Raw genomic sequence first — 24,112 nt, forward strand, 5'->3', positions numbered from 1 at the left:
TCCGGCAGACGTCTCGGGGGAACGACAGCCCCTGACGGGTCGCCAGTTATGTTTCGAGTCATGCCGGATCACCAGCGCCGAGCCTGGCAGCAACCCATCCCGGGCCGCAGAAGAACTCTCACAGTTATGTTTTTCGCGGTCCTGCAACGGGACCGCCGGCCTCCGGGCCCGGCATGACTGTTGCCTCCTGTCGAAGTCATGACCTGGGGGTGGTGTCACCAGGCCCGGGAGGTGCCGTCGGAGACGCTGATGAGAGGTCCGGCCACCATCCGGTCCGGCGCAATGCCGGACAGCCCTTGGGCGGCAGGTCTGCATAACGTGGATGCGCGCGTACGACACGCTCGCCGAGGCCAGCACGTTTAACTCGACTGGAAGGGACCGATGTTCGATACCGAAGACGTGGGCGCGTTCCTCGGCCTGGGCGTCGGCAACAGTGCTCATCACGGCCATGGGCTCACCCCGGCCGGTAAGAAGGTCTTCGACAAGCCGCTCCCGAACAGCGAGCCCAAGCTCCGGGCAGTCTTCGACAAACTGGATGCGAGGTTCGGGACCGTGCTGGTGATCGTCGGCCAGCCCGCCTCCATCGGAGCACTCCCTCTGACCGTCGCTCGCGATGCGGGCTGCAAAGTCGCCTACCTGCCCGGCCTAGCCATGCGCCGCATAGCCGACCTCTACCCGGGCGAGGACAAGAGCGACGCCAAGGACGCCGCGGTGATCGCCGACGCCGGCCGCACCATGCCGCACACCCTGCGCTCCCTGGAACTGACCGACGAGATCACAGCAGAACTGACCGTCCTCACCCCCTTCGACCAGGACCTCGCAGCCGAAGCCACCCGCACCTCCAACCGCATACGCGGCCTGCTCACGCAGTTCCACCCCAGCCTCGAACGCGTACTCGGGCCACGCCCCGACCACCAGGCCGTCACCTGGCTGCTGGAACGCCACGGCTCCCCCGCAGCTCTGCGGAAAGCCGGCCGCCGACGCCTCATCGAGCGCATCCGCCCCAAGGCCCCACGCATGGCCACCCGGCTGATCCACGACGTCTTCGACGCCCTGGACCAGCAGACCGTCGTCGCGCCCGGGACCGGCACACTCGACACCGTCATCCCCTCCCTGGCCCGCTCCCTCTCAGCCGTCCATGAACAGCGCCGGGCCATGGAAACCCAGATCAACACCCTGCTGGAGGCTCACTCTCTTTCCCAGGTCCCGACCTCGATGCCGGGCGTCGGCGTCAGGACCGCCGCCGTGCTGCTCGTGACAGTCGGCGACGGCAGCGACTTCCCCAGCGCCGCCCACCTCGCCTCCTACGCCGGCCTCGCCCCTGCCACGAAGTTGTCGGGCACTTCCATCCACGGCGAACACGCACCCCGAGGAGGAAACCGGCAGCTTCAAACGCGCCACGTTCCTCTCCGCCTTTGCCTGCATGAACGCCGACCCAGCCTCCCTCACCTACGACGACCGGCACCGCGCCCGCGGCAAAACCACACCCAGGCGCCCCTGCGCCTCGCCCGCCAACGCATCAGCGTCCTGTCCGCCATGCTCCGCGACGAAACCTTCTACGAATCACGAGCCCCCGAAGCAGTCGTCGCATGACCAGCCCATCAGCAGTCCGGGCCGCCAGCACAACATTGCAGCAGCCGTCACGGCCGTCGTCAGCGTGCTGCGCCGCCCGCCCACACCAAGATCTCCGCAGCCGCGTGACGGACAGCCACCTCACCGTCCCCCGCGAGCTGCACGCAGACCGCCGCAACATCAGGCAGGCTGTCCGCTCCGGCGAGGGCGTCATCCACCCCGGTCTGTATCCAGGTGGTGTGGCTGTCGTCGGCCGCGGCGAGCGCCAGAGCGATGAGTCGCACCGCTGCCAGCGTCCCCACCCGTGCCAGCGCCTCTGCCGTCTGTCGAGTCACTGCCGTGTCCTCGCGGTCCAGCAGCAGTGCCAACAACACTTCCGCTGCCACGGAGACAGCAGCAAGCGGAGCAAGGTCACGCCCGGCTCGAACACGCCGCGACGACAAAGGGGACAAAGTCCCAACCAAGGCCGTATGCAGCCCGATCATCGACTCCGACACACCAGACGCTCTCCACGCCGCACCGAGAACATCGAACCAAGACCGCAGCCCGCTATGCACATAACGAAGTACATAGAGGCCCCCGGCGACAACCATCCACCACAGCCTGACCGACCCGACGCTGACCGGCATGCGCCGCGAGGCACTGCACGCCCTGCTCGAAGAGCTGATCGTGCCTTACGCCTCGATCATCGAACAGCGACGTCACCGCCAGCGCGGTGGCAACCGCCGCCTGGGCACTCCTGCGGCGTCTTCCAGCAGAAGATCACCGACGGTGACCGGATCCTCTCGACCATCCTCTACCGACGCCGCGTCTGCACCCTCAACGTCCTCGCCGAACTGTTCGGCATCAGCCGCAGCACCCTCTGGAACGCGATCAACGACGTCCAGCCGATCCTCGACGCCCGCCGCGTCACCATCACCCCAGCCGAGCACCAGCACTCCACCGCAGCTGGCCTCCTCGCCTGGATCGACGAGACGCATCCTGAAGACCACCGAGATGGGGACTGATAACCAACGTGTTGTTTTGTGACGGCTTCAACTACGGCGGAACCCTCTCCTCTACGCCGGCCGTCAAGTCGGGGACGAGATGACGAAGGGGCTCAAGCCTCACAGGCGTTTCGGGGCAGGTGACGCCTGTACACCGATCGCGCGGCATCGGAAACGTTGGACCTCAGCCTGTGGTGAGACGTTCCGGCGCGGCTGGAACCGTCGCCGAAGGCATCCTTTGGCCGTCGTAGGAGAGCCGCTGGTCCCTGACGCGAAGGGTAGTACCAGTACGACCTTGCAGTACTATACACGCAGTGAGTAGTCCACTGCCCCTCTGCCGCACCCAACTGGACCCCTCCGGTCACGTACGCAATACGGACCGTCCACCCCCGATCCGCGGCAGCATGCCGATCACCCTCCGCCGCCCCGAACGCTGCCCAGCCCTCCTCAATCACCGCCCCCGAAGCACGCCTGAGGCCGGCCGTCTCCGGCGATCGTCTAGACAAACTTGCCCCATAGCTACCTGCGCAGTACGAACTACCGTTCGCCGAGGCCTAACGATCACGTACTCCGGAGCGAGTTGAGCCCCCTTCACGGACAGTGGCCGGCGCGCCCTCGACCCGCTCATGCAGCTGCACGACACTAACGCGACCTAGAAACTGAACTTGACAGTCCTCTTTCGGAAACTCGATAGTGGTGCGGCAGGGGCACCTCACGGCTGGGGAAACTCCGTCAACAGGCTCCGAGCTGGGTGTTTTGATCACTTAAGGGTGGCGGCACATCATAGGCGACCATCGCCGTTGTGGCCGTTAAGGTCCGTTCTAAAGGACGGTGCAGGGCGTTGGCCGTAGACCTTGAATTTTCACTACTGGGCCCGCTCCGAGCGTGGCGCAACGGGACGGAAGTAAGCCCAACCCAACCTCTTCAATGCGCAGTTCTGGCCTCACTACTCCTGCGCGGTGGGGCACCGGTAAGCCTGCCCACCCTTGTAGACGACGTCTGGGGCCAGGAGGTGCCACCCTCCGCGATCGGGTCCCTTCGCACCTACATCTACCGCCTCAGGCAGGGCCTCGGCGGCGAGGATGGAGCCGCGATCAAGTTGACAAGCGCCGGCTACTCCCTTGAGGTCGAGCCTGGCAGCCTAGACTTGGACCGGTTCAAGACGCTGACGACGGCGGGTCGGGCGGCCCGCACAGCGGGAAACCACACGGAGGCCGGCGAGCGGTATGCAGCTGCCCTCGCTCTGTGGAAAGGCGCAGCCCTGGCGGGTGTCCCTGGACCGTACGCGCGGGCGCAGCGCACGAAACTGAGCGAACTGCGACTCGCCTCGCTCGAAGAAAAGCTGGCTGGCGACGTCGAACGAGGCCAGCATGTCGAGGCAGCCGCAGAGCTCTCAGCCCTCGTGGAGGAGTACCCCCTGAGGGAACGATTCTGCGAGCTGTTCATGACTGCCCTGTACCTCGCGGGACGCCAGGCAGAGGCCCTCACCGCGTTCCACGTCGTCAGTCACACACTGCGTGAGGAGCTGGGCGTCAGCCCCTCTCCCAGTCTTCGACGTGTGCACGAACTGATCTTGACAGAAAGACTCGGCCAGGAGCGCCCGAACCAGAACGATACCGCGACGCAGTCACCGATCTCTACATTCGTCACACCAACGCAGCTCCCAGCCGCATTGCCTCACTTCGTAGGCCGCCAGGCCCAGCTCGATCGGGTGGAGAGTCTACTGAGTGCCGAACGGACAACGCCTGGCCCATTGACTATGTGCGTCATCGGCGGCCTCGCTGGCGTAGGGAAGACAGCATTCGCCGTCCAATTGGCCCACCGTCTAGCGTCCCGCTTTCCTCATGGCGTGCTCTTCTCAGACTTGGGCAGCTTCGGTCCGACGGTAGAATCACAAGCCTCCGACGGCCCCGGACGAGCAGCATCCGACGTACTTGAAGAATTCCTCACAGCACTGGGCACCGCCCCAAGAAACATCCCCCCAAGTCGAAGAGCCAGATCGGCCCTCTTCCGCGGGCTCACCTCTGAGCGGAAGATGCTCATAGTTCTGGACAACGTGCACGGGTCCCACCAGGTCCGAGAGCTATTGCCGGGCGCGGGCGGATGCGCGGTAATCGTGACAAGCCGCAATCGACTGCCCGGGTTGCTTGCAACGCATCAAGCAGTGCCTTTGACCCTCGGCCCCTTCACCCGGGATGAAGGCCGAGAGTTGCTTACACACCAACTCGGCTATGCCCGGACCACGGACGATCCGGCAGCCACCAATGCCATCGTCCGCTTGTGCGGCGGTCTCCCGCTCGCCCTTTCCATTGTCGCAGCCCGGGCGGTTTACCATCCAGCTCACGCCCTGTCGGGAATTGCTCAATCAATCGGAACACACCCTAGCCGTCTCGACGCCTTGAAAAACGAAGATGAGCCTGGGCTCGACACCAGAGAGGCCCTCTTCCAGTCCTACTCCATACTGGACTCTGCCTCTGCTCGTCTGTTCCGGCTGCTTGGCCTGCACGCTGGCCTTCGTTTTACAGATGACTGCGCAGCCCGACTCTCCGGAATCCCACTCTCACGTGCGCGATCCCTCTTGGGACGCCTCTCCCATGGCTCCCTGATCGAAGAGAACGACGATGGCCTGTACAGCTGCCACAAGCTGGTACTGGCCTACGCGGCAGAACTCGCGAAGGAGCACGAGACGATGGAACCGCAGCACATTCATTGCCTCTGCGTCGAGCGTCGCATCCGGACTACCCAGTCCAAACCACCCTGTCTACCCAAACCCACGTCGTCGCATCTTTGCACAAAAAGCTGAAGAGCCAAGCGAGTGCATTCAAATTTTGGCCCCCTCCTCCAGAATGTCTGCAACTGACAGAGGATGCAGGGAGCCAAACGGGTGAAAGAGAACTGTCGGCGACGCATCCAGTGGTATGGTGCTCGCTCGATCGAGCGCAGCAGAGATACTTGAATCGACCACGGACTCATACTCCCCCGAGCCTGCCGACGAAGTAAACCACGACGACGTAAGCCCGGTATGCCAGGACTGCTCTGCACCCCGAGCCCGGCGGCCAAACAAAGTCTGCGGCCTTGAGTCCAAGGCAAAGCGATGCATCGAAGCTGAGCCTGAAGCGTGGCGGCCGGAGCGGAGGCGAAACTATTGGCCAAGCGGGATTACCTGGCAGAATTTCTCGGCACAGCCGTCTTGTTCGGGCTCGGGCTGTGCTGTTTTGCGCTCGGCTTCTCTCACGGCTCACCTCTACTCCGTGCCGTACCGAATAGTTACCTACGCAGCTTGATTACTGGAACAGCCTTCATCAGCATCAACACTGCCTTGATCTACTCACCACTCGGGAAGGTGAGCGGTGGGCACTTCAATCCGATGCTCACTGCGGCGTTCTATCGGCTCAGTAAGCTGACTGGGCCAGCCGCTGCAGCCTACGTTGCCGCTCAAGTAAGCGGCTCGCTGCTGGGATCCTGGGCAGCAGCGGCTGCCTTACATGGCCGCGTCGACGAGCTGGATCTCGGAGCGACGATACCCCGTCACGGACAAGCCGTCTGGGTTTTCTGTATCGAATTCACAGCGACCCTTCTACTGACGACGATCATCGTGAGGTTCGTTGATAGTCCGCGACTGATCCCGTTCACTGGCCTGGCCGCCGCCGGGCTAGGTATCCTCGTAATGGCCGTCGAGGCACCCATCTCGCGGACAAGCCTCAACCCTTTGCGCACACTCGGACCGGCAGTAATGAGTGACAGCTGGTCATATGCCTGGCTCTACCCTGCCGCCGCGCTCTCGGGAGCGTTTCTCGCCGCCGAAGGTTATAAGCACCTGCGCGGAGAAGTGGCATGCGGAAAGCTCATTCACGACAACAGGTACACATGCCACTTCGTGAACTGCCGTTATACACCGCAGAATCTAAACCCAAAGAGCGTTAATACCACGCGTGACTGACGATTTATGAAGATGCGCCTCGGCCGGTGCAGCGTTGAATATCTGCGACGTAAGATCAGCCTCAATCATTCCTGATCGGCCGGCGGCGCCAAGCGAGAGTAGCGAGACAGTCCCGCTTCAAACCAACTCGCAGGGCGCCGTCGAGGCGAATCAGCCCTGGACTCATGGGCGACTTAGCTAAAGCGTCCCGGCTCCCCCCGTAGAGACGCTTCACTCCTTACCGTCAGTCCGTCGCAGGGTGAGCGTTAGGCGATCCGTAGTACGGGAACTCATTGATGATCCCATCACGATCGACAGCCACACCGTTATCGATCGGCGTATTCGTCTGCAGCGACAACATAACATTCATCACGTTGTCAGTCAGAGTCCGGCCATTGAACCCCGCGAAACCGAAGGAGGCCTCGGAACCGAGCACGTAGGGGAGGGTGCTCGGGAAGAGGCGTGCCACGACCCGTTCAGCGTAAGCGACAGAGTTTTCCGTCGAGGCCGCCAGGTCGCACACCTTCCGCACGTTCTCGGTGACGATCTGCGAGAACCGCGGGGTCTCCATCGACGGAACAGTCTCGTTGTAGGCGTCTTTCTCCTCGGGGCCAGTGATGAAAATGTGCGTCATCAGGGGCAGGCCCCACCGGGCAACCTGGACCTCCGGCGCGTGGCCGTGAAGGGAGACCGTTGCCCAGGCGCGAACCGGATCTCCAGCATTGCCGATCAAGTCCGATGGGACTTCAAGCACGATCGCAGTAACGTTCCGGTTGCCGAAGTAGTTCTCACCGTTCCTGAAGGACTCCGGGGCAAAACGGCCCTGCACGTAGGCGTCATGGAAGGCGTGGAGCCCAGACCGATTGGCTGCGAACAGCTCCGGCGCGATTCCCGCGAATACCTTCACATCGGAGGCTGCAGAGATGACATCGCCGGTGGTGCCGCGCGCGATCACCTCACCGCCGGCTCCTTCGCTGGCGTCTGCCCCGACGGCTCGTAGGACTTCGACATCCTGAACGTGCTGGTCACTACTAGAGTGATCGACTTTCCCGAACCGAATTTTGAAGGTGACTTCTTCGCGGGCATCACCATTGACATCGAACCGAAACGCGTACAGTCCTTCCTCGTGGAACGTGTCAGGGGCCTTAACGCCCGCATTCGGGTTCACTGCCAATGCCATGACGGTCTTCCCGGGTCCTCCGCGGAAGAGGTAGAAGTCCGTGATGTTCAGACGCGGGTCTTCCCTAGCGATGGTGGTGTCAAAGTGATGAGACATGACTCTGGCCTTTCTTTCGGGTTACGGCAGTGACGCATTGACGAGGGTCTTGATTGCACCGCACACCCTCGTGAGCTTCTTGCACATTAGGGGTCGGCTGTGATCTGTCATGAAGAGGCCGCCTGAAGACAGCTCGCGGTCGCTTCGTTCTGACAACCAGAGACTGTACCCACTCGACGCGAGCAGGCAGGGTCGGCACGCTCGGCTCCGCCATCAACAACGTTAAAGTAATATCCCAGCGACCTGTCTACGGAACATCCTTAGAGGGTCGGTCGGGCTACGTGAGAAACACGTCCCCAAGGCAATAGCACCCCGCTCAACGCCGCACCTCGACGTCTTGCTTTGGCCTGATCGTTCGTTGGACTGAGCACGGAGACCCTTGCTGAGCGGTTGGTACCGAATGAGTTGTGGGAACTGTTTTGGCCGGTAGTGCCACCGACGGAGGACATACGCCTGCAGCGCGGCGGGCGCAGGCGAGTCGGGTTCGGCGAGCTGACCCCCTTTGGTATTGGTGGCGAAGCGGGTCAGCCGCAGTCCGTCGAGGTCGGTGAACCGCAGTTGGGCAGCGCGGGTGCGGGCGTTCCTTGCGGACGATCAGGCGCATGCCCTTCGCCCATGAAGAGAGGTCGGGCATGTCGGTGATCTCTGCGACCCAGGCGCCGGGCCGCTCGGTGCTGTCGGCGTCGTATGCCGGTGTCCATGCCTTCCTCAGGATCTTCAGGACGGCCTGGTGGATGAAGTCGGTGATGGTCACTCCGACGGAATAGGACAGACACCGGCCCGTCTCGGAGAGCCAGTCGAGGAAGGCATGGGTGCCGCCAGCGGAATCGGTGCGGATCAGAGTCTTCCAGCCTCGCCGCAGGCGCTTGGGGAGTTGGGCCAGGGCGAGTCGGGCGGTTTCGACGTGATCGCTCGCGGTGTTTGCGTTGCCGGACCGCAGCAACGCGGCGGCCGGCTTACCGGAACCGGCCTGGCCGTGGTCGACGAACGCGACGAGCGGACGATGGCCGAACGTCTTCTTCCAGGTCCCAGTGGCATCCTGCTTCTCGGAGTGAGCCAAGGACGAGCACGCCGTCGATGTCCACAGTCACCGAGCCCCCGGCGGCCGGACTTCTCGCCCCTGCCAGTTCCCGGACCCACGAGCGTACTTCGGCCCGATCCGACCGGATCGCGGTCAGCGCCTTCGGTCCGGCTGTGGCAAGGACGTCGATGAGCCCGGAGACCGTCGAGTCGGGTGCCACCGGGCCGAACACGTCCGGCTCGGCCTGCAGCACGCGACATCGGCGAGGCACTCCCCGCCCAGAGCCGCCGCGAGCGCGACATCCAGCAGGACCTTGCCCGGATCGTGCACCGCAGACGGCTTGCGCCACGGCGCCAGTACCGCCGCCACGCGGTGTCGAGACCACACCTGCGGATCGGCTCGACCAGCAGCACCGCTCCGGCCTGCGAAACCGTCCCGCTGCCCCCGCCCTCGACGTGGACACGCGGGTACAACCCGATACGCTTACCCACTTGGAGAGTGGTTCTTTCCTGCAGCTGACTGGACCCTAGAAAAGTCCCATCGTTTCAGGTCAGGGGCACTCTGCGCCCATTTGATCAAGGCATGGGCGAGCCCGCTCGTGAAAGCGTGATCCTAATATTGTAAGCAACAATCGAGTGAGTTCGATGTGGCTGCTGCCATGCTGACCCCACTGTCGTACTCACGGTGGGGCCAGCACATGTCAACCGCACTAAATTCCGCCATACCCGCTCGACTCGGCCTCACCGCGGGGCTCGAGCACCGCGAACGGCTATAGGCCGCAGGCCCCCAAGATCCGGTCCTGTCGGGCAACGGGATGGGCAACCACGACCTCTCAGCCTTGACATCCAAGACTGCTTCCGGCGACGACCGGCCTTACGAGTTGGTGACGTCTGTCTTCATGACTAGGTGTTCTGAGCTACCAACGCCCGCGCTGCGACTTCAATGTGATCCGCGTCGATGCCTGCCGACGCAAGGAGTTCCCCGGGAGTACCCGATTGGGGGAGATCACGTACGCACAGGTGAATGACCTTGTAAGGCCCCGACCCCTCTTCGTCGACCAAGGCATCCTTGACTGCCGAGCCGATACCGCCCTCTGCATGATGATCCTCTGCCACCACTAGCCTGCCACCCGTCGCATGTACCGCGCTCTTCAGCAGTGCCTTGTCAACCGGCTTGACTGAATAGAGATCGACCACTCGAGCGTGGATGCCGGCCTGCGCCAGTCGATCGGCTGCCTCCAGACACTCATGAAGTGTGACACCCGCCCCGATCAGGGCAACTGTGTCCTCTTCGTGTGAACGAAGGACCTTCGCTCCGCCAATGGGGAATGTCTCGTCACCCGAGTAGAGGACCGGGTACGCCCCCCGAGTGGTCCGCAGATAGCTGATGCCGGACGTGTCCGCCATGGATCGCACAAGCGCGGCAGCGCTTGTCGCATCGCTCGGGTAAAGAACTGTCGCCCCCTGTACAGCACGCATCATCGCCAGATCCTCAAGGGCCATCTGTGAGGGCCCGTCAGCGCCGATCTCAACGCCCGCATGGGAACCAACAAGCCGGAGGTCGACCTGGGAGATAGCAGCCATCCGAATGAAATCGTGTGCCCGCGTGAGGAAAGCAGCAAAAGTGGAGGCGAAGGGGCTGTATCCACAAACGCTGAGGCCGACCGCCGCGGCCACCATTTGCTGCTCGGCGATGAACATCTCGAAGTAACGATCAGGATAGGCTTTAGCGAACTGATCAGCGTGAGTCGAGTTGCTGACCTCGCCGTCCAGGGCAACCACCCTTGAGTCCAGCGCTCCCAGGGCTTCAAGGGCGTCACCGTATGCTTTCCGCGTGGCGACACGCGTCCCCAACTCGTAGCGCAGGGGTTGAGTTGCGCCGACTGCCGTGGTCGCCGACGCTGGCATGTCAGACTCACGAGGCTGAGGGAGCGGCCCACGGACAGTCAGGGAACTTTCCCCCCCGAGCTCCGCGATGGCTCTCTCAGCCATATCTTCAGGAAGAGCCTTCCCGTGCCACCCCTCACGGTCTTCGATTTCAGCGAAACCGCGTCCCTTAATGGTACGGGCGAGGATTACAGTTGGGCGATCGCCGTCAGTCGGCGGGAGCGAGGCAAACGCATTATCGATTTCCTCGATACTATGGCCGTCAAGGACAACCACATTTGCGCCGAACGCCCTCGCCCTGGCCGCGTAGGTCTCAGTGTCCCAGCCGAGCTCCGTCGGTCCCCGCTGGCCAAGCCGGTTTACATCAACGATGACGATCAAGTTTGCCAGTTGGTAGTGAGAAGCCTTGTCAAGGGCCTCCCACACTGACCCCTCCGCCATCTCACTGTCCCCGCACAGAACCCATACGCGATAGGGCAGCTTGTCAAGATACCGCCCGGCAAGGGCTACACCGACACCATCCGGGAGCCCTTGGCCCAGCGAACCAGTCGCCACGTCCACCCAGGGCAGCTCGGGCGTGGGGTGGCCTTGCAACCGGCTCCCAAACCTTCGGTACCCAGTCATGAGCTCTTCGTCAGAGACGACACCAACGGCCTTGTACACAGAGTACAGAAGCGGCGAGGCGTGTCCCTTGGAGAAGATGAGGTGATCATTTCCGAGCTCATCCGGTTTATCCCAGTCGTATCGCAGGTGGGACGAAACCAGCGTCGCGAGGATGTCTGCAGCGGACATGCTCGACGTCGGATGCCCCGATCCCGCACTCGTGCTGCACCGAATCGAGTCAACACGCAGCTGGCGCGCCAGGGCGGCGACGTCCGCATGCTGTACGGAAGGGTGTGATGGACCTTGCGACTCAAAGGTACTCACGCTCATTTTCCTTTCAGTGTCTCGAGTCATGCCGTAACCCGGACTGACTCGGATCAAGAGACCACGCAGTGGGATAGAGAACCTCGAGCAACGCTGCCATTACGGACGATCTATGAGACCAGTTATAGCCGGATCGAGATGAGTGGCGAGCAAAGCTCTCGTACGCACAGAATCGTCGCCTCATCTGATGACGTGCACGTACAGCAGGGAGGGGACCGTTTCACGCTTCCTGACATTTCGTCAGAGGCTTCCGGCCACCTTCGGTAGGAAATTGATGGGATGACTGTCGGTGGCCCAAAGGTACTGAGTTGCGTAGGCACGCCACGGGCGCCACGCCCGGCTTCGTTCGACGAGAGCCGCCGGGGCCGCGGGCAGCGCCAAGAGCTTGGCTGCCTTCTTGACACCGAGATCGGTAGACGGGAACGCGTCTGGGTCACCAAGGGCACGCATCGCGATAACCTCCAGCGTCCAAGGGCCGATCCCCGGCAGTGCGGCCAAACCAGCACGAGCAGCCTTATGGTCGCCCTTTGGGTCGAGGTCCAGGTCGCATCGCGCCAGAGCATCTACAAGGGTCGTGAGCGTTGTCCTGCGGCTCTTCGGCAGAGCCAAGGACTTCGGATCGAGCGTCGCTAGCGCTGAAGACGTGGGAAAGAGATGGGTCAGCTCTCCCTCAGGGTCGGGCACGGACACACCATGCGCTTCCACCAGCCTTGCCGCGTGTGTCCGTGCTGCTGCAGTGGAGACCTGCTGTCCGAGCACGGCGCGCACAGCGAACTCTGCCGAATCCACGGCGCCCGGTACGCGCCTCCCCGGCGCCTTGTGGACCAGGGGGGCCAGCACCGGGTCCTCACGCAATCGCGCGTCCACCGCAATCGGATTCACGTCCAGATCCAGCAGACGCCGGCAGCTGCCGATGGCCGCATCCAGGTCACGGAGATCCGTCAAGAACAGACGGCAGGCGACGTGTTGCGGCCAAGGGGCGAGAGACACCACCGCATGTCCGTGCGGCAACCGGAGGGTGCGGCGGTAGGCGCCATCACGCCACTCCTCTACGCCGCGCACGCTCGTGGCAGCCAGGTGCCCAAACAGATTGTCTGGGTTGAGTGGGGCCGTAAACGGCAGTTGCAGGCAGATGGCATCAGCAGGCGGGCGCATGAAGGCCTGACGGCATTCGCGACTCCGAAGACGCATTTCCCTCGGGGAAAAACCGAACTCCTGCCGCATGCTGTGCTCGAATGCGCGGAGGGATGAATATCCTGCTGTGAGAGCAGCTTCAGTCATGAATAGGGACGATGCCTCGACAAGCAGTCGGGCCGTACGGACCCGTTGGGCATGAGCCAGCGAGAGCGGACCAGCACCGAACTCGTCCTTGAGTAGGCGTCGAATCGCGTCAGCGGAGTATCCGAGGCGCGCCGCCAACCCAGTGACCCCTTCCCGGTCGACGGCACCGTCTTGGATGAGCCTCAACGCACGTGCCGCAGTGTGCGTCCGCGCTTTTGGAGCGGGCTCTTCGAAGGGCATCACGCCCATGCATCTCGCCGCCGGGCACCAACAATCAAAGCGGATGACCGAACTACCATGCCCCAACCTCGCCGACGTCGACATGCTCCAGCTGACGCACCGCTCACAAGCTTCCTCTGCGGCGAGGGTGGCATCAGCCCTTAGATTCTTCTGCAAGGACCGCAGCCACGACTTCAATCTCAACACGAATCTGCGGCCAGACCAGCGCAGGGATAACGGCAAGCATGGATGCTGGCTCATGTTTGATGAACTGTGTACGAATCGGCACATAGGCAGCGATATCGTCCGGGCTGATAAACCACTGCCGGATACTGATGATGTCAGACAGTCCGGCTCCCGCCTGAGAGAGAATCGCCTCGACGTTGCGCCACGCCTGAGTGGCTTCGTCAGCGAAGCTTTCGGGCAGCGTCCCATCCGCGGTCAAACCAGGTGTCCCCGACAAAACGATCGTGTCGTATCCTGCCGGCACGCGAACCGCATCCGCGTAACGACCAATCTGATGCGAGATTCCTGCGTTGATCGACTCCGGGCTTTTCATCAATGTTCAACCTTTCAATCATCAACCCCGAATAGGGCTTTGAGGTGTGCCAGGATGAGGCTGACGCCACAAGCCAGTATGCAGGGGTGAACACTCACCTGTCACCTGCAGCATAAATCGGGCTCACGTCCACGCCGTACAGTGAATAGGTGACGCCGCGGGATTCACGGGGCATCAACAGGGGTGCCGGCCAACTCACCCCGCAGGTGTCGAGGTACGGCCAAGCGCGCCACGCTTCGCCACTATGCACTACAGGGGACAACCTGATGAGCACGAGAGGCCGCAATGCTCCGCACACTGCCGATGAGCCCACGAACGCGCGCCGCCAAGGTGATCCCGTTCACGTGGCCGACTTGGCACCCCCTTCACTCTTGCTCGGTGGAGTGGCCCATCAAGTAGCGTCTGACGTGTCCATCAACGGACTTCTCTAAACCAACCAACTGCGGACAAGAGAATCACCCCACCCGTCGCCGAGCTTACCGAACGCACAGAAAGAGAGCCACGATGCAGCGGGAGACCGACTACAGCCAGATTCTTAATGACCCCGGAGATCCAGAGCAGGCCCCCCGCCGCCCCCGTCGCAATCGGGTTACCCCTATGGGCGATATTGAGGCAATCCCGCTACGCGGCGCTTGGACAGGAAATCGAGGAATTCTCCACTCGGGAAAAAACATTGTTCGATTCCACGTCAGCAACCTCTGGATTACTTGCGCTCTTGAGTTCCAAGGGCGTTATCATGAGGACCAGTGGCTTCCTCACCACTACACGTTCCTCTACTTTCACGATGAAGCAGTCGCCTTCGCCGCCGGCCACCGCCCGTGCGGTGAGTGCCGGTATCGTGACTACCAGATGTACCGCTACTCGTGGTCAGCTGCATTGGGCGTGGATCTGCCTTCTGCGCGCACCATGAATCGGCAATTGCACAGTGAACGAATCGTACGAGGCACGCACCGTAGGCGCCTCCACACCATGCCGTGGGGCGAGCTCCCCGATGGCACTTTCGTTCGCGTCGGCGCCACAATCGCTGTAGTGGTCGGACCAGAGTTGATCGAGTGGACCCGGCAGGGCTACGGGCTGAGGCACTCCAGGCCCTGGACCGGTGACGCCACAGTGATCACACCCCCGTCCTCCGTTGCCGTGCTCCAGGCAGGCTACCCAGTGCAGCTCGATGACTCAGCACAGGCAATAGCGCCAGGCATCACAGCCCCCAAGACGCACGAGCTGTGACGCAAAAGGAGACTCGCGCACGATGCGCCGAACAACGCCTCAGAGGTGCTTGAGCACGACCTCCTCAACGGCCGGACGAGGCTGCGCGCCGAGAATTTCCTCGACCACGACCCCTCCCTTGAAGAGCAGAAGCAGCGGGATCCCCTGGACACGGTACTTCTCTGCAGTAACGGCATTCGCGTCAACATCGATCTTGGCGACCTTGAGCCTGCCCACGTAATCGTCCGCGATCGCGTCGACGACAGGGGCCAACGCCTTACACGGCCCGCACCATGCGGCCCAAAAGTCGACCAGAACAGGAGACTCTGAGCTAAGCACCTCCGACTCGAAGTCGCCGTCCGTTACATTTGTGACGTGGACACTCGCCATAGCCAACTCTCCTTTGAAATCCATACAGCACAGCGGCGGAGCGTATTTCAACCTGCCCGCCGATCTTCTGATACGCCCTGTTCAAAACCTCTCGGCAAGGATGGAATTTTCCTCACCGAGAGGTTTGGAGATCCTCCCGGCGCCCAGGCCTGCACAGGTCACTCACCATCAATGCAATGGTTTTTGCAGGGACACCGCCGAAAAACATCAACTCACGAGGATCAATCAGCACGTGCGACCTCGTAATGAATTCGACTACTGTCCAAGCAGCGGAACTCGGAAGTTCACTTCCCATGGCGGCAAGCCGAGCAGTACCTCGCCACTCGGCATGCCGCCTTTTCACTTCAGCGGGGGCTCGAACTGTTGCCGACCGGAAACAACGTCCGGCTCAGGGGGCGGGCAGCCTCTATAGAGATCGGCATCTCCCCTAAGGTTCCGGCGCCGCCCTCGGCTGTTGCGTAGCTGCCACGCGTCTGCGCATCCAGGACGCCACTTCGCAGATTCCCCAAGTGAACCGGAGTTTGTGTGCTGGCCAACCCCGGCAGTTAGTTGCGACCCGCCATGACCCCACCATCGACGTTGAGGATCGCGCCCGTGGTCCACCCGGACTCCGGCGACAGCAGGAAGGTGATCGCGGCTGCGACCTCGCCCGCCGTGCCGATCCGCCCGAGCGGGTGGAGGCCGCCGAGGCCGTCCAGGGCGTTCTTGAGCTGATCGGCAGGAAAGACCTTCTCGAACAGCGGCGTGCCGGTAACAGCCGGAGCAACTGCATTGACCCGGATTCCCTCGCCGGCCAGCTCGATGGCCAGGTTGTGCGTCAGGGCGTGGATGCCGGCCTTCGCCATCGAATAGGCAGAAGAGGGGGTCACCGCCAAGGCCTGCTGGGCCCACATGCTCCCGACGTTGACGATGGCTCCCCCATTACCGGCGGCAATCATCCCCCGCACGATGGTCTGAGTGAGGAAGTAGAGCCCTCTGTTGATGTCGAGGTAGGCGTCGTAGTCGTCCCCCTCGACATCGAGGAATGCCTTAGGGATGTAGAAGCCCGCGGCGTTCACCAGGAGTGTCGCGTCCGGGTGGTCTTCGGCGAGCTCCTTCTGCGCCTCCATGACTTCGTCCCGGTTGGTGAGGTCTGCACAGACCGACCAGGCGGTGCCTGCCTTGGACAGGTCTGCTACCGCATTGTCAAGCTTGACACCCTTTCGTCCTACAATCACGGCGCTGCCCCCGCCCGCGAGGACCGAGGCCGCTGCCTCCTTGCCCATGCCACTCGCGCCGCCGATCACTACAACCTTCTGACCCGTGAAGTCGTACGTCACCATAGTTCGCTCCTTTTGCTCGTAAAGAGACGAGGCGGGCTTGGCCCGACAGGTCAGGACGGGGGTTGGAATCCTCGGAGCAGCGCGTCTTACATACCCGGAGGGAATTCCCCCTCTGTCTCGCCCACGCCTCCTGCGGCGGGCACTCCGACGCCGGGTATAGACCCATTTGACGCGACTTCCCGGCTCGTCGCATCTTCGCCCTCGGCTCCCGGATCCTGTCGCGCTCTGAGGAGCCTCACTCCTGCGGCGGGGAACAGCAGCACAGAGAGGACGCCGGCGCAAGTGAGAGCCCCGGCGTTCAGCGGCGTGATCAGCCCGACTTGCACCCCGATCTGCGTGGCGCTCACGATCACCGGCAGAGAGGTTGCCTGAAGGAGGGCAATGGCCGTCGTTCCCCTCCGGCCGAAGGTGGGCCAGTACAAAAGCGCCGGGAGCCCGCGGACGACCAGGAGGGCTGCAAGGAAGAGGACAACACGGAGGAGTGCTGCCGGGCTCGTGACGAGATCCCGCAGGTCCAGGCGTAGCCCACTGCTGATGAAGAAGACGGGAATCAGGAAACCGTTCCCAATCGCGTCGAGCTTCGTTCGGAACTGTGGGTGGTTGCTTCCGTCGCGGTCCACTACCCCGATGAGCGCTCCCGCGAGGAACGCACCGAGGATGTCTTCTAGTCCGAACTTCTCCGCCAGAGCGGCAAACCCCACCAGCAGCAGCATGGCCCCGCGTACCCGCACCTCGGCCGCGGTGTCCTGTAGTCGGGTGAGCACATTGCCGAGTTCGCGTGACCGGGAGGCCAGCCAAACTACGACACCGGTAACGGCAACCAAGAGGCCAAACGCCGCCAGCAGGACCGCACGTCCCGATGCAGAGCCTCCTGCGGTAGGGAAGGCCAGGGACAGCAGCAGAACGGCCCCGAAGTCAGCCACGGCGACTGCGGCGATGATCGTCTGCCCGATGTCGTCACCTGTATGGCCGCTGTCGGAGAGAAGCGACACCACGAGTCCCGACGATGTCGCTGCGAGAGCTACGCCCACGAGCAGGGGGCTGTGTACCCATCCGACCAGATTGAAACCGTAGCCCGCTGCCAGGCCAATTACGAAACTGATGGCGTAACCGAGAACCGCGAGCTGCAGTGTCCGCCCACGCAACCGGTGGAGGTCGATCTCCAATCCCGCAAGGAACAGCAAGAAAGCGAACCCGAGGAGCGACAACACCTGCACTGGCAGGTCAATTTTGACCCACCCAAAACCGGTAGGGCCCAAAACTATGCCGACCACGATCTCGACCACGACTGCGGGAACCCTGATTTTCGGCATCAGACCGAGGGCCAGCGGCGCTATCAGGGAAATCGCAGAGATCACCAGCAAGTTGATGAACGCGATGTCCTTCATTCGAGCTCTCTACCTACCTGAGGAAATATCTTCATATCTCCTCACCTGGGCTCTGCAGGAGCTCCTTGACCTTCGCGATCGCATACCCCCACCCTTGCTGAACGGTCGCCCGGGCCGGCACGGAGATCTCATCCGGATTGGTCAGAACGTCGAGAAGTACGGGCCCTTCGGTGGCGAAGGCGCGCTTCACGGCGTCGCGCACGTCCGCTGGCGCTGTCACACGAATACCAGGTATACCGAGGGCCTCGGCGACTGCAGCGAAGTCAGGGTTGTGCAGCTCGGTCCCGAACTCGGGTATCCCCGCCTGCTCCTGCTCGAGTTTCACCATGCCGAGCCTCTTGTTGTCGAACACGACCAACTTCACGGGGAGCCTATGTGTGCTGATGGTGATCAGGTCTCCAAGAAGCATACTCAGCCCCCCATCTCCACAGAAGGCAACGACTTGCCGGTCCGGGTAGGTGAACTGTGCACCGATCGCTTGAGGCATAGCGTTCGCCATCGATCCAAGGTTGAAGGAACCGACCAGGCGTCGACTGCTGTGCATACGCACAAACCGAGCCAGCCAGACCGTGGACATACCTGTGTCCGACGTGAAGACAGCATCGTCCGCTGCTACCTCGTCCACTGCGGCGGCAAGTGCCTCCGGCCTAATGAGATGGTGCCGGTTGTCCAGCGCTGATCGAACTTCCCCTACCGCGTGGTGCTCATAGTCCGCAGCAGCGAGCCTCTTCTGACCGCTCCGCCAGCTGTCGTACCGATTCCTGGCGTGACTCAAGTGGCGGCTGTCCTCCTTATGCGACAGATGCTTCAGCAACGCCCGCACCGTCGGCCCCACATCTCCAACCAGTCCAAGATCGACGGCCACCCGTCGACCTATATGCTCCGCGACCGTGTCCACCTGGATGACGGTCTTACCCTTGGGATACCAATCCCGATAAGGAAAGTCGGTTCCCAGCATCAGCAACGTGTCGGCCTGCTCCATCGCGAGCGCCGCAGCCGGGTTTCCAAGCAACCCCGTCTGCCCGACCTCGTAGGGATTGTCACCATCGAACCCCTCCTTGGCCTTCAGGGTCAGCACCATCGGTGCCCTGAGCTTCTCAGCCAGCAGAAGCACGTCATCTCGCGAAGTGCGCGCACCACGGCCGACAAGCAGGGTGGTGCGGTGCGACGCGTTCAGAAGCTCTACCGCCTGGTCAACGTCAGGATCGTCAGGCCGCGCGTTCGGACGGGTCAGGGAAAATCGCGTAGGCCGGTCTCCAGGCACCGTCTGGTCCCCGAGGTCACCGGGGATGCTGAGGACAGACACTCCGCTACGGCCCACAGCGCTGCGGACGGCCAACTCCAAAACTCCGGGCATCTGCTCTGGCGACGTGACGGTGGCGCAGAACTCCGCGACGTCATTGAACAGAAGGTCGTTGTTCACCTCCTGAAAGTAGTCAGAGCCGACGTCCACCAACGGCACCTGGCCAACGATGGCTAGCACCGGTGTCCGGCTCTTGGCTGCGTCGTACAGCCCGTTCAGCAGATGGACAGCGCCAGGCCCGACAGTCCCCATACACACAGACAGCTCTCCAGTGAGCTGAGACTGTGCACTGGCGGCAAAAGCTGCTGCCTCTTCGTGTCGACAACTCACCCAGGTGATCGACGTACTGCGGCGAATGGCGTCTGTCAACGGGTTGAGCGCATCACCAACTACGCCGAAAACCTGCCGTACGCCAAGTTGTTCAAGCGCATCAATGAATACCTTAGCCACTGTGCGGGCCATCATCTCTCCTAAAGTTAATGAGAACGTCAGACGTGGAAGCTGTCAGGTTCAGCGGACTTCCAATCAGCAGCCCAACCCGCCGGGGCCTCGGCCAGCAACTGCCCGGGCTCCAGCCAATCGTAGAGCTCCTGATAAGAGCGGATAACGGATGGTCCGAGGCGACGCATCAACATGTGGGGGCGCAGCTCCGCCGGATTGATGACCCCCATGGACGCCATGATCTGCTGTGCGCTGGAAACGGTACTGCGCTGGAAACGCTCGACCCTCAGTGACTTATCCGGGACATCAAGCGCTCTCGCGCGGCGCGAGTCTTGCGTAGCGACTCCAGCCGGGCAGGTATTCGTGTGGCATCGCTGCGACTGAATACAGCCAACAGCGAACATCATTGCGCGCGCCGCATTGGTGTAGTCAGCACCTTGAATGATCCGTTTAACAATGTCAGCCCCGGTCGCAATCTTTCCGCTCGCACCGATCCTGACACGGTCACGCAGACCGACCCCGACCAACGCATTATGGACCGTTATCAGCCCCTCAGTCAGGGGCATCCCGAGGTGATCGGCAAACTCCAGGGGGGCAGCTCCGGTGCCACCCTCTGCACCATCGACGATGATGAAGTCGGGAGTACTGCCTTCTTCGAGCATCGCCTTGCAGACGGAAAGAAACTGCCTGCGTGAGCCGACACACAGCTTGAAGCCGACAGGCTTGCCCTGCGCCAGCTCTCTCATTCGCCTGATGAACTGTACGAGTTCGCGGGGGGTTTGGAATACCTGATGGTAGGGGGGAGATATAACAGTCTTGCCTTGGACGACACCCCGGATCCGCGCTATCTCCGCATTAACCTTCTCACCGGGAAGGACTCCGCCAATGCCAGGTTTCGCTCCCTGCGAAAGCTTCAGTGAAACACACCTGACCTGTTCAGTTGCCGCCTTCTCCGCGAACAGGTCTGGTGAGAACGCGCCTTCTGGGGTACGGCAACCAAAGTAACCTGTCCCAACTTCCCAGATCAGATCGCCGCCTGGCAGGAGATGGTGATCGGAGAGTCCGCCTTCTCCTGTGTCGTGCGCAAACCCGCCTAGCCTCGCCCCTGTATTCAGTGCAAGAATCGCTTGAGGGGACAGCGCACCAAAACTCATAGCTGAAACGTTGAGCAGCGCCATGTCATAGGGCTTTTGGCAGTCGGGACCTCCAATATGCACGCGCGGGGGGGCAGCGGCAGTCTGGCGGGGGTGGAGCGACGGGGTAAGGAATTCGTAACCGCTGGCATACACATCGCGCTCGGTCCCGAAAGGCTCTTCAGCGTCGGTCCCCTTGGCCCGCTGGTAAACGATGCTACGGACACTTCTGTCATAGGGACGGCCGTCGAAGTTGCGCTCAACAAAATACTGCTGCAGCTCAGGTCTGATGTACTCCATCAAAAAACGGATGTGGCCTACCACGGGATAGTTCCGCAGCACAGAGTGCCGTTTCTGCATTAGATCGTATGCACCGACCACCGCCAGTACGGCACACAGGGAGGCGATGATCCACCACCAGGGGGAGACCGCCACCGCGGCTTCTACCGTAACTGCGGACACGAGGCCCGCAAGAACCACCAAACCAGTTCTGATCACTCGACGAGGTTATAAGCAGCTGATAGACGCGTCGTCTATCAGCTATGAATCAGCCAACCACGCCCTTGGCGTGGGTATCGACGGGACCCGGCAGGCCGAGCCCCGGCAGGGAAGCGGCACAACCCGGGGATGGGAGAGTCCAAGCCGAATCGCACAGTCGGTCCCGCTTAACACCTAGCGACCATGATCGCACTCCGCCTGCACTGATCGATCGAGGCCGAGGCGAGTACGAATCCATGAGGGGCCGCCCGAAACTACGTGGCCGTGGCGTGACACATAACATTCAAGCTGCCGTGCGTCAAGAAACTGCCTGGAGACGACCCAGTCAATCGCCGCCTCACCTACTAGCCCAAGTACTACATAATGCGATTATTCATATAAAATGTAGCAAGTTGACCGTGTCAGTCTTTCACATGTATCTCATGGTTTTGGCCGTCCAACGACACCGATCTTCTCCAACCTAAAACCGCGTCCGATGTGGTCTCTGGCCCGTTGATCTGAACATGGGTAGAGGTACCTGGAGTTGGATCGTTCTGGACGGTTTCTGGGAGATCGCGGAGCCATTGATCCCGCCGTCCAAGGTGCGTCCGCAGGACGGCGGGACACAAGACACGTCTGATGGGACGGTGTTCGCCGCGATCATCTACGTCCTGGTCAGCGGCTGTGCCTGGCGGGCCCTGCCGCCCTGTTTCGGTATATCGAAGTCCACCGCGCAGCGCTGCCTCCTGATCTGGTCACGGGCCGGCGTCTGGGGTCGACTCCAGACGCCGTGCTGGATCGGATCGACGAGTACGGACTACTGGATCTCACGCGCACGGTCCTCGACTCGGCGCACGTGCGGGCTAAAAAGTGCCCCTATCGTTTTCGTCAAGCAGTGGCAGTGGATGGAGCCGCGTAGAAGGTGCCGTCGCGGAGCATCGCGAAGAGCACGTCAATTCGGCGTCGGGCGAGGCAGACGATCGCTGCGACGTGGTGCTTGCCCTCGTGTCGTTTCTTGTCGTAGTAGGCGCGTGAACCGGGCTGGGACAGTGAGGCGAACGCGGCGAGGTAGAAGGCTCGCTTGAGCTGTTTGTTGCCTCGCCAGGCCGGGTGCCCGCTGCGGATCGAAGAGCCGGAGCGGCGGGTGGCGGGCGCGAGCCCGGCGCAGGCGGCCAGGTGGCCTGCGGTGGCGAAACTGCTGCCGTCACCCACGTCGATGAGAATCCGGGCCGCGGTCCTGACCCCGATGCCGGGCATCGAGGTCAGGACCCGTGAAAGAGGGTGTGTCTCCAACAGTTCCTCGACCCTTGTTGCGAGGCGACGGCGTTGGTCGAGCACGGCCGTGAGTGAAGTGGCCAGGCTGGGGACGATCAGCGCTGCAGCATCGGTGCCGGGGACGACGACGCTTTGTTCGTCGAGTGCCTCGAAGACGTCTGCGCCTAGTCGTTCAGTCATGCGCGGTGCTTTGGGTAGCAGCCGGGAAACCAGCCGCCGTCTGCCGGCCTTCCTCAACTCGGGTGGGGATCCGTAGCGTTCAAGAAGGAACAGGACGGCCGAGTGGTCCAGCCGGGGACCCAGGACCCGCTCAAGTGACGGGTGGATCTGGGTCAGCAACCGACGCAGACGATTCTTGGTGACCTCGCCGGCCAAATCGTCGTCGAAGCCCACCAGCATGTTCAGCTCGGCAACGGTCTCGTCGTCCGGCGCCAGGTCCCGCAGCGTGTGTGGCATGGTTCGGGCGGCGTCCGCGATGATCGCCGCGTCGCGGGCGTCGGTCTTCGACTCACCGTGGTAGAGGTCGGCGATCCGTCGCATCGTCAGCCCCGGAAGATAGGCGACACGGCAGCCAACATCCCGCGCCACAGCCAGCGGCAGCGCCCCGATCGAGGCCGGCTGGTCCACCACAACGAGTATGATGCCGTGCCTGGCCTGCAGTTTAGTGAACAGCTCACGCAGCCGCGGTTCACTGTTGGGCAGCGGCTTGTCGAACACTTTCTTGCCCGCCGGAGTCAGCGCGGTGCCGTGATGCTCCCCCTTGCCGACATCCAGACCGAGGTAGATGTCGATCTCGCTCTCGTCGCTGATAGGCCCCTCCGAAGCAGATTCTTCCCAGCCTCACCTGCGGCATCCACGTGCCGGCATCCACGTTACGAAGGCCTGCCCACCCAATGAGTACGGATGAAGAGGTCGTGCCCCCGATCAGCGGTCTGCCGATGCTTCCGGTCCGGTGACACCACTTTTTCGACCATGATCGACAAGGGGCAACAGTCATGCCGGACCCGGAGGCCGGGAGCCCCATTGCGGGACCACGAAAACGGTAACGGGGGCGAACTTGCAGGTCCGAGCCCCGTGGGCCGAGGTAAGCCGGGCTCCACGATGCACGTCCTGTCGGACGCGAACGGGCTGCCCCTCGTCGTCGGCCCCTCCGCAGCCAACGTCCACGACAGCCAAGGTCTGAAGGCGGTGGTCGCCGGTCTCCAAACGAGACACGTCCGAGAAAACGGTTGGCACTACAAGCCGCGCAAACTCCACGCCGACAAGGCGTACGATCAACCTGACCTGCGACGATGGCTCGGCGGCAAACGCATCGGCGTCCGCATCGCCCGCAAGAGCATCGAGTCCAGCGAACGATGAGGCCGCCGAAGGTGAGTGATCGAGCGGACCATGTCGTGGCTGACCGGCTACCGCAGACTCAACCACCGCTACGAACGACACCCCCGCAACTACCTGGCCTTCCTCGGCCTCGCCGCCGCCCTCTGCTGCTACAAACGACTCGTGCACCTCACCACACAGGACACAGTCTGAC

At 62.4% G+C, this 24,112-nt stretch carries 13 protein-coding genes and 6 pseudogenes; 7 read left to right on the plus strand and 12 right to left on the minus strand.

Going from position 1 to position 24,112, the window contains the following annotated elements; all coding sequences use genetic code 11:
* Nucleotides 1-381: 381 nt before the first annotated feature.
* Nucleotides 382-1,593, plus strand: a complete 1,212-nt coding sequence (locus tag OG310_RS36650) for an IS110 family transposase (protein WP_329460601.1) — start codon at nt 382-384, stop codon at nt 1,591-1,593.
* Nucleotides 1,594-1,652: 59 nt separating this feature from the next.
* Here the strand turns inward: OG310_RS36650 and OG310_RS36655 are convergent, their stop codons facing one another.
* Complete coding sequence (locus tag OG310_RS36655) at nt 1,653-1,958, minus strand: hypothetical protein (protein WP_329460602.1); 306 nt, start codon at nt 1,956-1,958, stop codon at nt 1,653-1,655.
* 193 nt (nt 1,959-2,151) lie between these two features.
* On the opposite strand from OG310_RS36655, the pseudogene OG310_RS38715 reads away from it, so the two are divergent.
* The 3 genes and pseudogenes from OG310_RS38715 to OG310_RS36670 form a co-directional block, all read left to right on the plus strand.
* Nucleotides 2,152-2,579: pseudogene (locus OG310_RS38715) on the plus strand (ISAzo13 family transposase); the annotation flags it as partial.
* A 991-nt stretch (nt 2,580-3,570) separates the two neighbouring features.
* Nucleotides 3,571-5,361: an AfsR/SARP family transcriptional regulator gene (locus OG310_RS36665; RefSeq protein WP_329460604.1), complete on the plus strand. Its 1,791-nt coding sequence runs from the start codon at nt 3,571-3,573 to the stop codon at nt 5,359-5,361.
* Nucleotides 5,362-5,676: 315 nt separating this feature from the next.
* Nucleotides 5,677-6,498 (plus strand): aquaporin, encoded by an 822-nt coding sequence (locus OG310_RS36670; RefSeq protein WP_329460605.1) that lies wholly within the window; start codon nt 5,677-5,679, stop codon nt 6,496-6,498.
* Between the two features lie 223 nt (nt 6,499-6,721).
* Here OG310_RS36670 and OG310_RS36675 read toward each other — a convergent pair whose 3' ends face one another.
* Nucleotides 6,722-7,753 carry a DUF4331 family protein gene (locus OG310_RS36675; RefSeq protein ID WP_329460606.1) on the minus strand — a complete coding sequence of 344 codons (1,032 nt, stop codon included), beginning with the start codon at nt 7,751-7,753 and terminating at the stop codon, nt 6,722-6,724.
* A 363-nt stretch (nt 7,754-8,116) separates the two neighbouring features.
* Between OG310_RS36675 and OG310_RS36680 the strand changes: the two are divergent.
* Nucleotides 8,117-8,236: pseudogene (locus OG310_RS36680) on the plus strand (IS5/IS1182 family transposase); the annotation flags it as partial.
* Here the strand turns inward: OG310_RS36680 and OG310_RS36685 are convergent.
* The 9 genes and pseudogenes from OG310_RS36685 to OG310_RS36725 all read right to left on the minus strand — a co-directional run.
* Nucleotides 8,237-9,265 (minus strand): annotated as a pseudogene (locus OG310_RS36685) (IS1380 family transposase); the annotation flags it as partial. It lies immediately after the preceding pseudogene.
* Between the two features lie 411 nt (nt 9,266-9,676).
* Nucleotides 9,677-11,593: a transketolase gene (locus tag OG310_RS36690; protein ID WP_329460607.1), complete on the minus strand. Its 1,917-nt coding sequence runs from the start codon at nt 11,591-11,593 to the stop codon at nt 9,677-9,679.
* A gap of 234 nt (nt 11,594-11,827) precedes the next feature.
* A pseudogene (locus OG310_RS36695) lies at nt 11,828-13,093 on the minus strand (AlkA N-terminal domain-containing protein); the annotation flags it as partial.
* Nucleotides 13,094-13,241: 148 nt separating this feature from the next.
* A complete protein-coding gene (locus OG310_RS36700; RefSeq protein WP_329460608.1) occupies nt 13,242-13,646 on the minus strand; it encodes a RidA family protein in 405 nt (134 codons plus the stop codon).
* 1,266 nt (nt 13,647-14,912) lie between these two features.
* Nucleotides 14,913-15,242 carry a thioredoxin gene (gene trxA, locus OG310_RS36705; protein WP_329460609.1) on the minus strand — a complete coding sequence of 110 codons (330 nt, stop codon included), beginning with the start codon at nt 15,240-15,242 and terminating at the stop codon, nt 14,913-14,915.
* A gap of 545 nt (nt 15,243-15,787) precedes the next feature.
* The gene (locus OG310_RS36710) at nt 15,788-16,561 is read right to left on the minus strand and encodes an SDR family NAD(P)-dependent oxidoreductase (protein ID WP_329460803.1); all 774 of its coding nucleotides are present in this window, start codon (nt 16,559-16,561) and stop codon (nt 15,788-15,790) included.
* A gap of 89 nt (nt 16,562-16,650) precedes the next feature.
* Nucleotides 16,651-17,952, minus strand: coding sequence for a cation:proton antiporter (locus tag OG310_RS36715; protein WP_329460610.1), 1,302 nt, complete (start codon nt 17,950-17,952; stop codon nt 16,651-16,653).
* Nucleotides 17,953-17,983: 31 nt separating this feature from the next.
* Nucleotides 17,984-19,717: a thiamine pyrophosphate-dependent enzyme gene (locus OG310_RS36720; protein ID WP_329460804.1), complete on the minus strand. Its 1,734-nt coding sequence runs from the start codon at nt 19,715-19,717 to the stop codon at nt 17,984-17,986.
* Between the two features lie 26 nt (nt 19,718-19,743).
* Entirely contained in the window at nt 19,744-21,327 is a 1,584-nt protein-coding gene (locus OG310_RS36725) for an FMN-binding glutamate synthase family protein (protein WP_329460611.1), read from the minus strand.
* Between the two features lie 503 nt (nt 21,328-21,830).
* On the opposite strand from OG310_RS36725, the pseudogene OG310_RS36730 reads away from it, so the two are divergent.
* Nucleotides 21,831-22,177 (plus strand): annotated as a pseudogene (locus OG310_RS36730) (transposase); the annotation flags it as partial.
* A gap of 17 nt (nt 22,178-22,194) precedes the next feature.
* Here OG310_RS36730 and OG310_RS36735 read toward each other — a convergent pair.
* Complete coding sequence (locus OG310_RS36735) at nt 22,195-23,391, minus strand: IS110 family transposase (RefSeq protein ID WP_329460805.1); 1,197 nt, start codon at nt 23,389-23,391, stop codon at nt 22,195-22,197.
* Nucleotides 23,392-23,628: 237 nt separating this feature from the next.
* On the opposite strand from OG310_RS36735, the pseudogene OG310_RS36740 reads away from it, so the two are divergent.
* Nucleotides 23,629-24,111, plus strand: a pseudogene (locus tag OG310_RS36740) (IS5 family transposase); the annotation flags it as partial.
* Between the last annotated feature and the right edge of the window lies 1 nt (nt 24,112).

This window comes from Streptomyces sp. NBC_01497 (genome assembly GCF_036250695.1).
Taxonomy (GTDB): Bacteria; Actinomycetota; Actinomycetes; order Streptomycetales; family Streptomycetaceae; genus Streptomyces.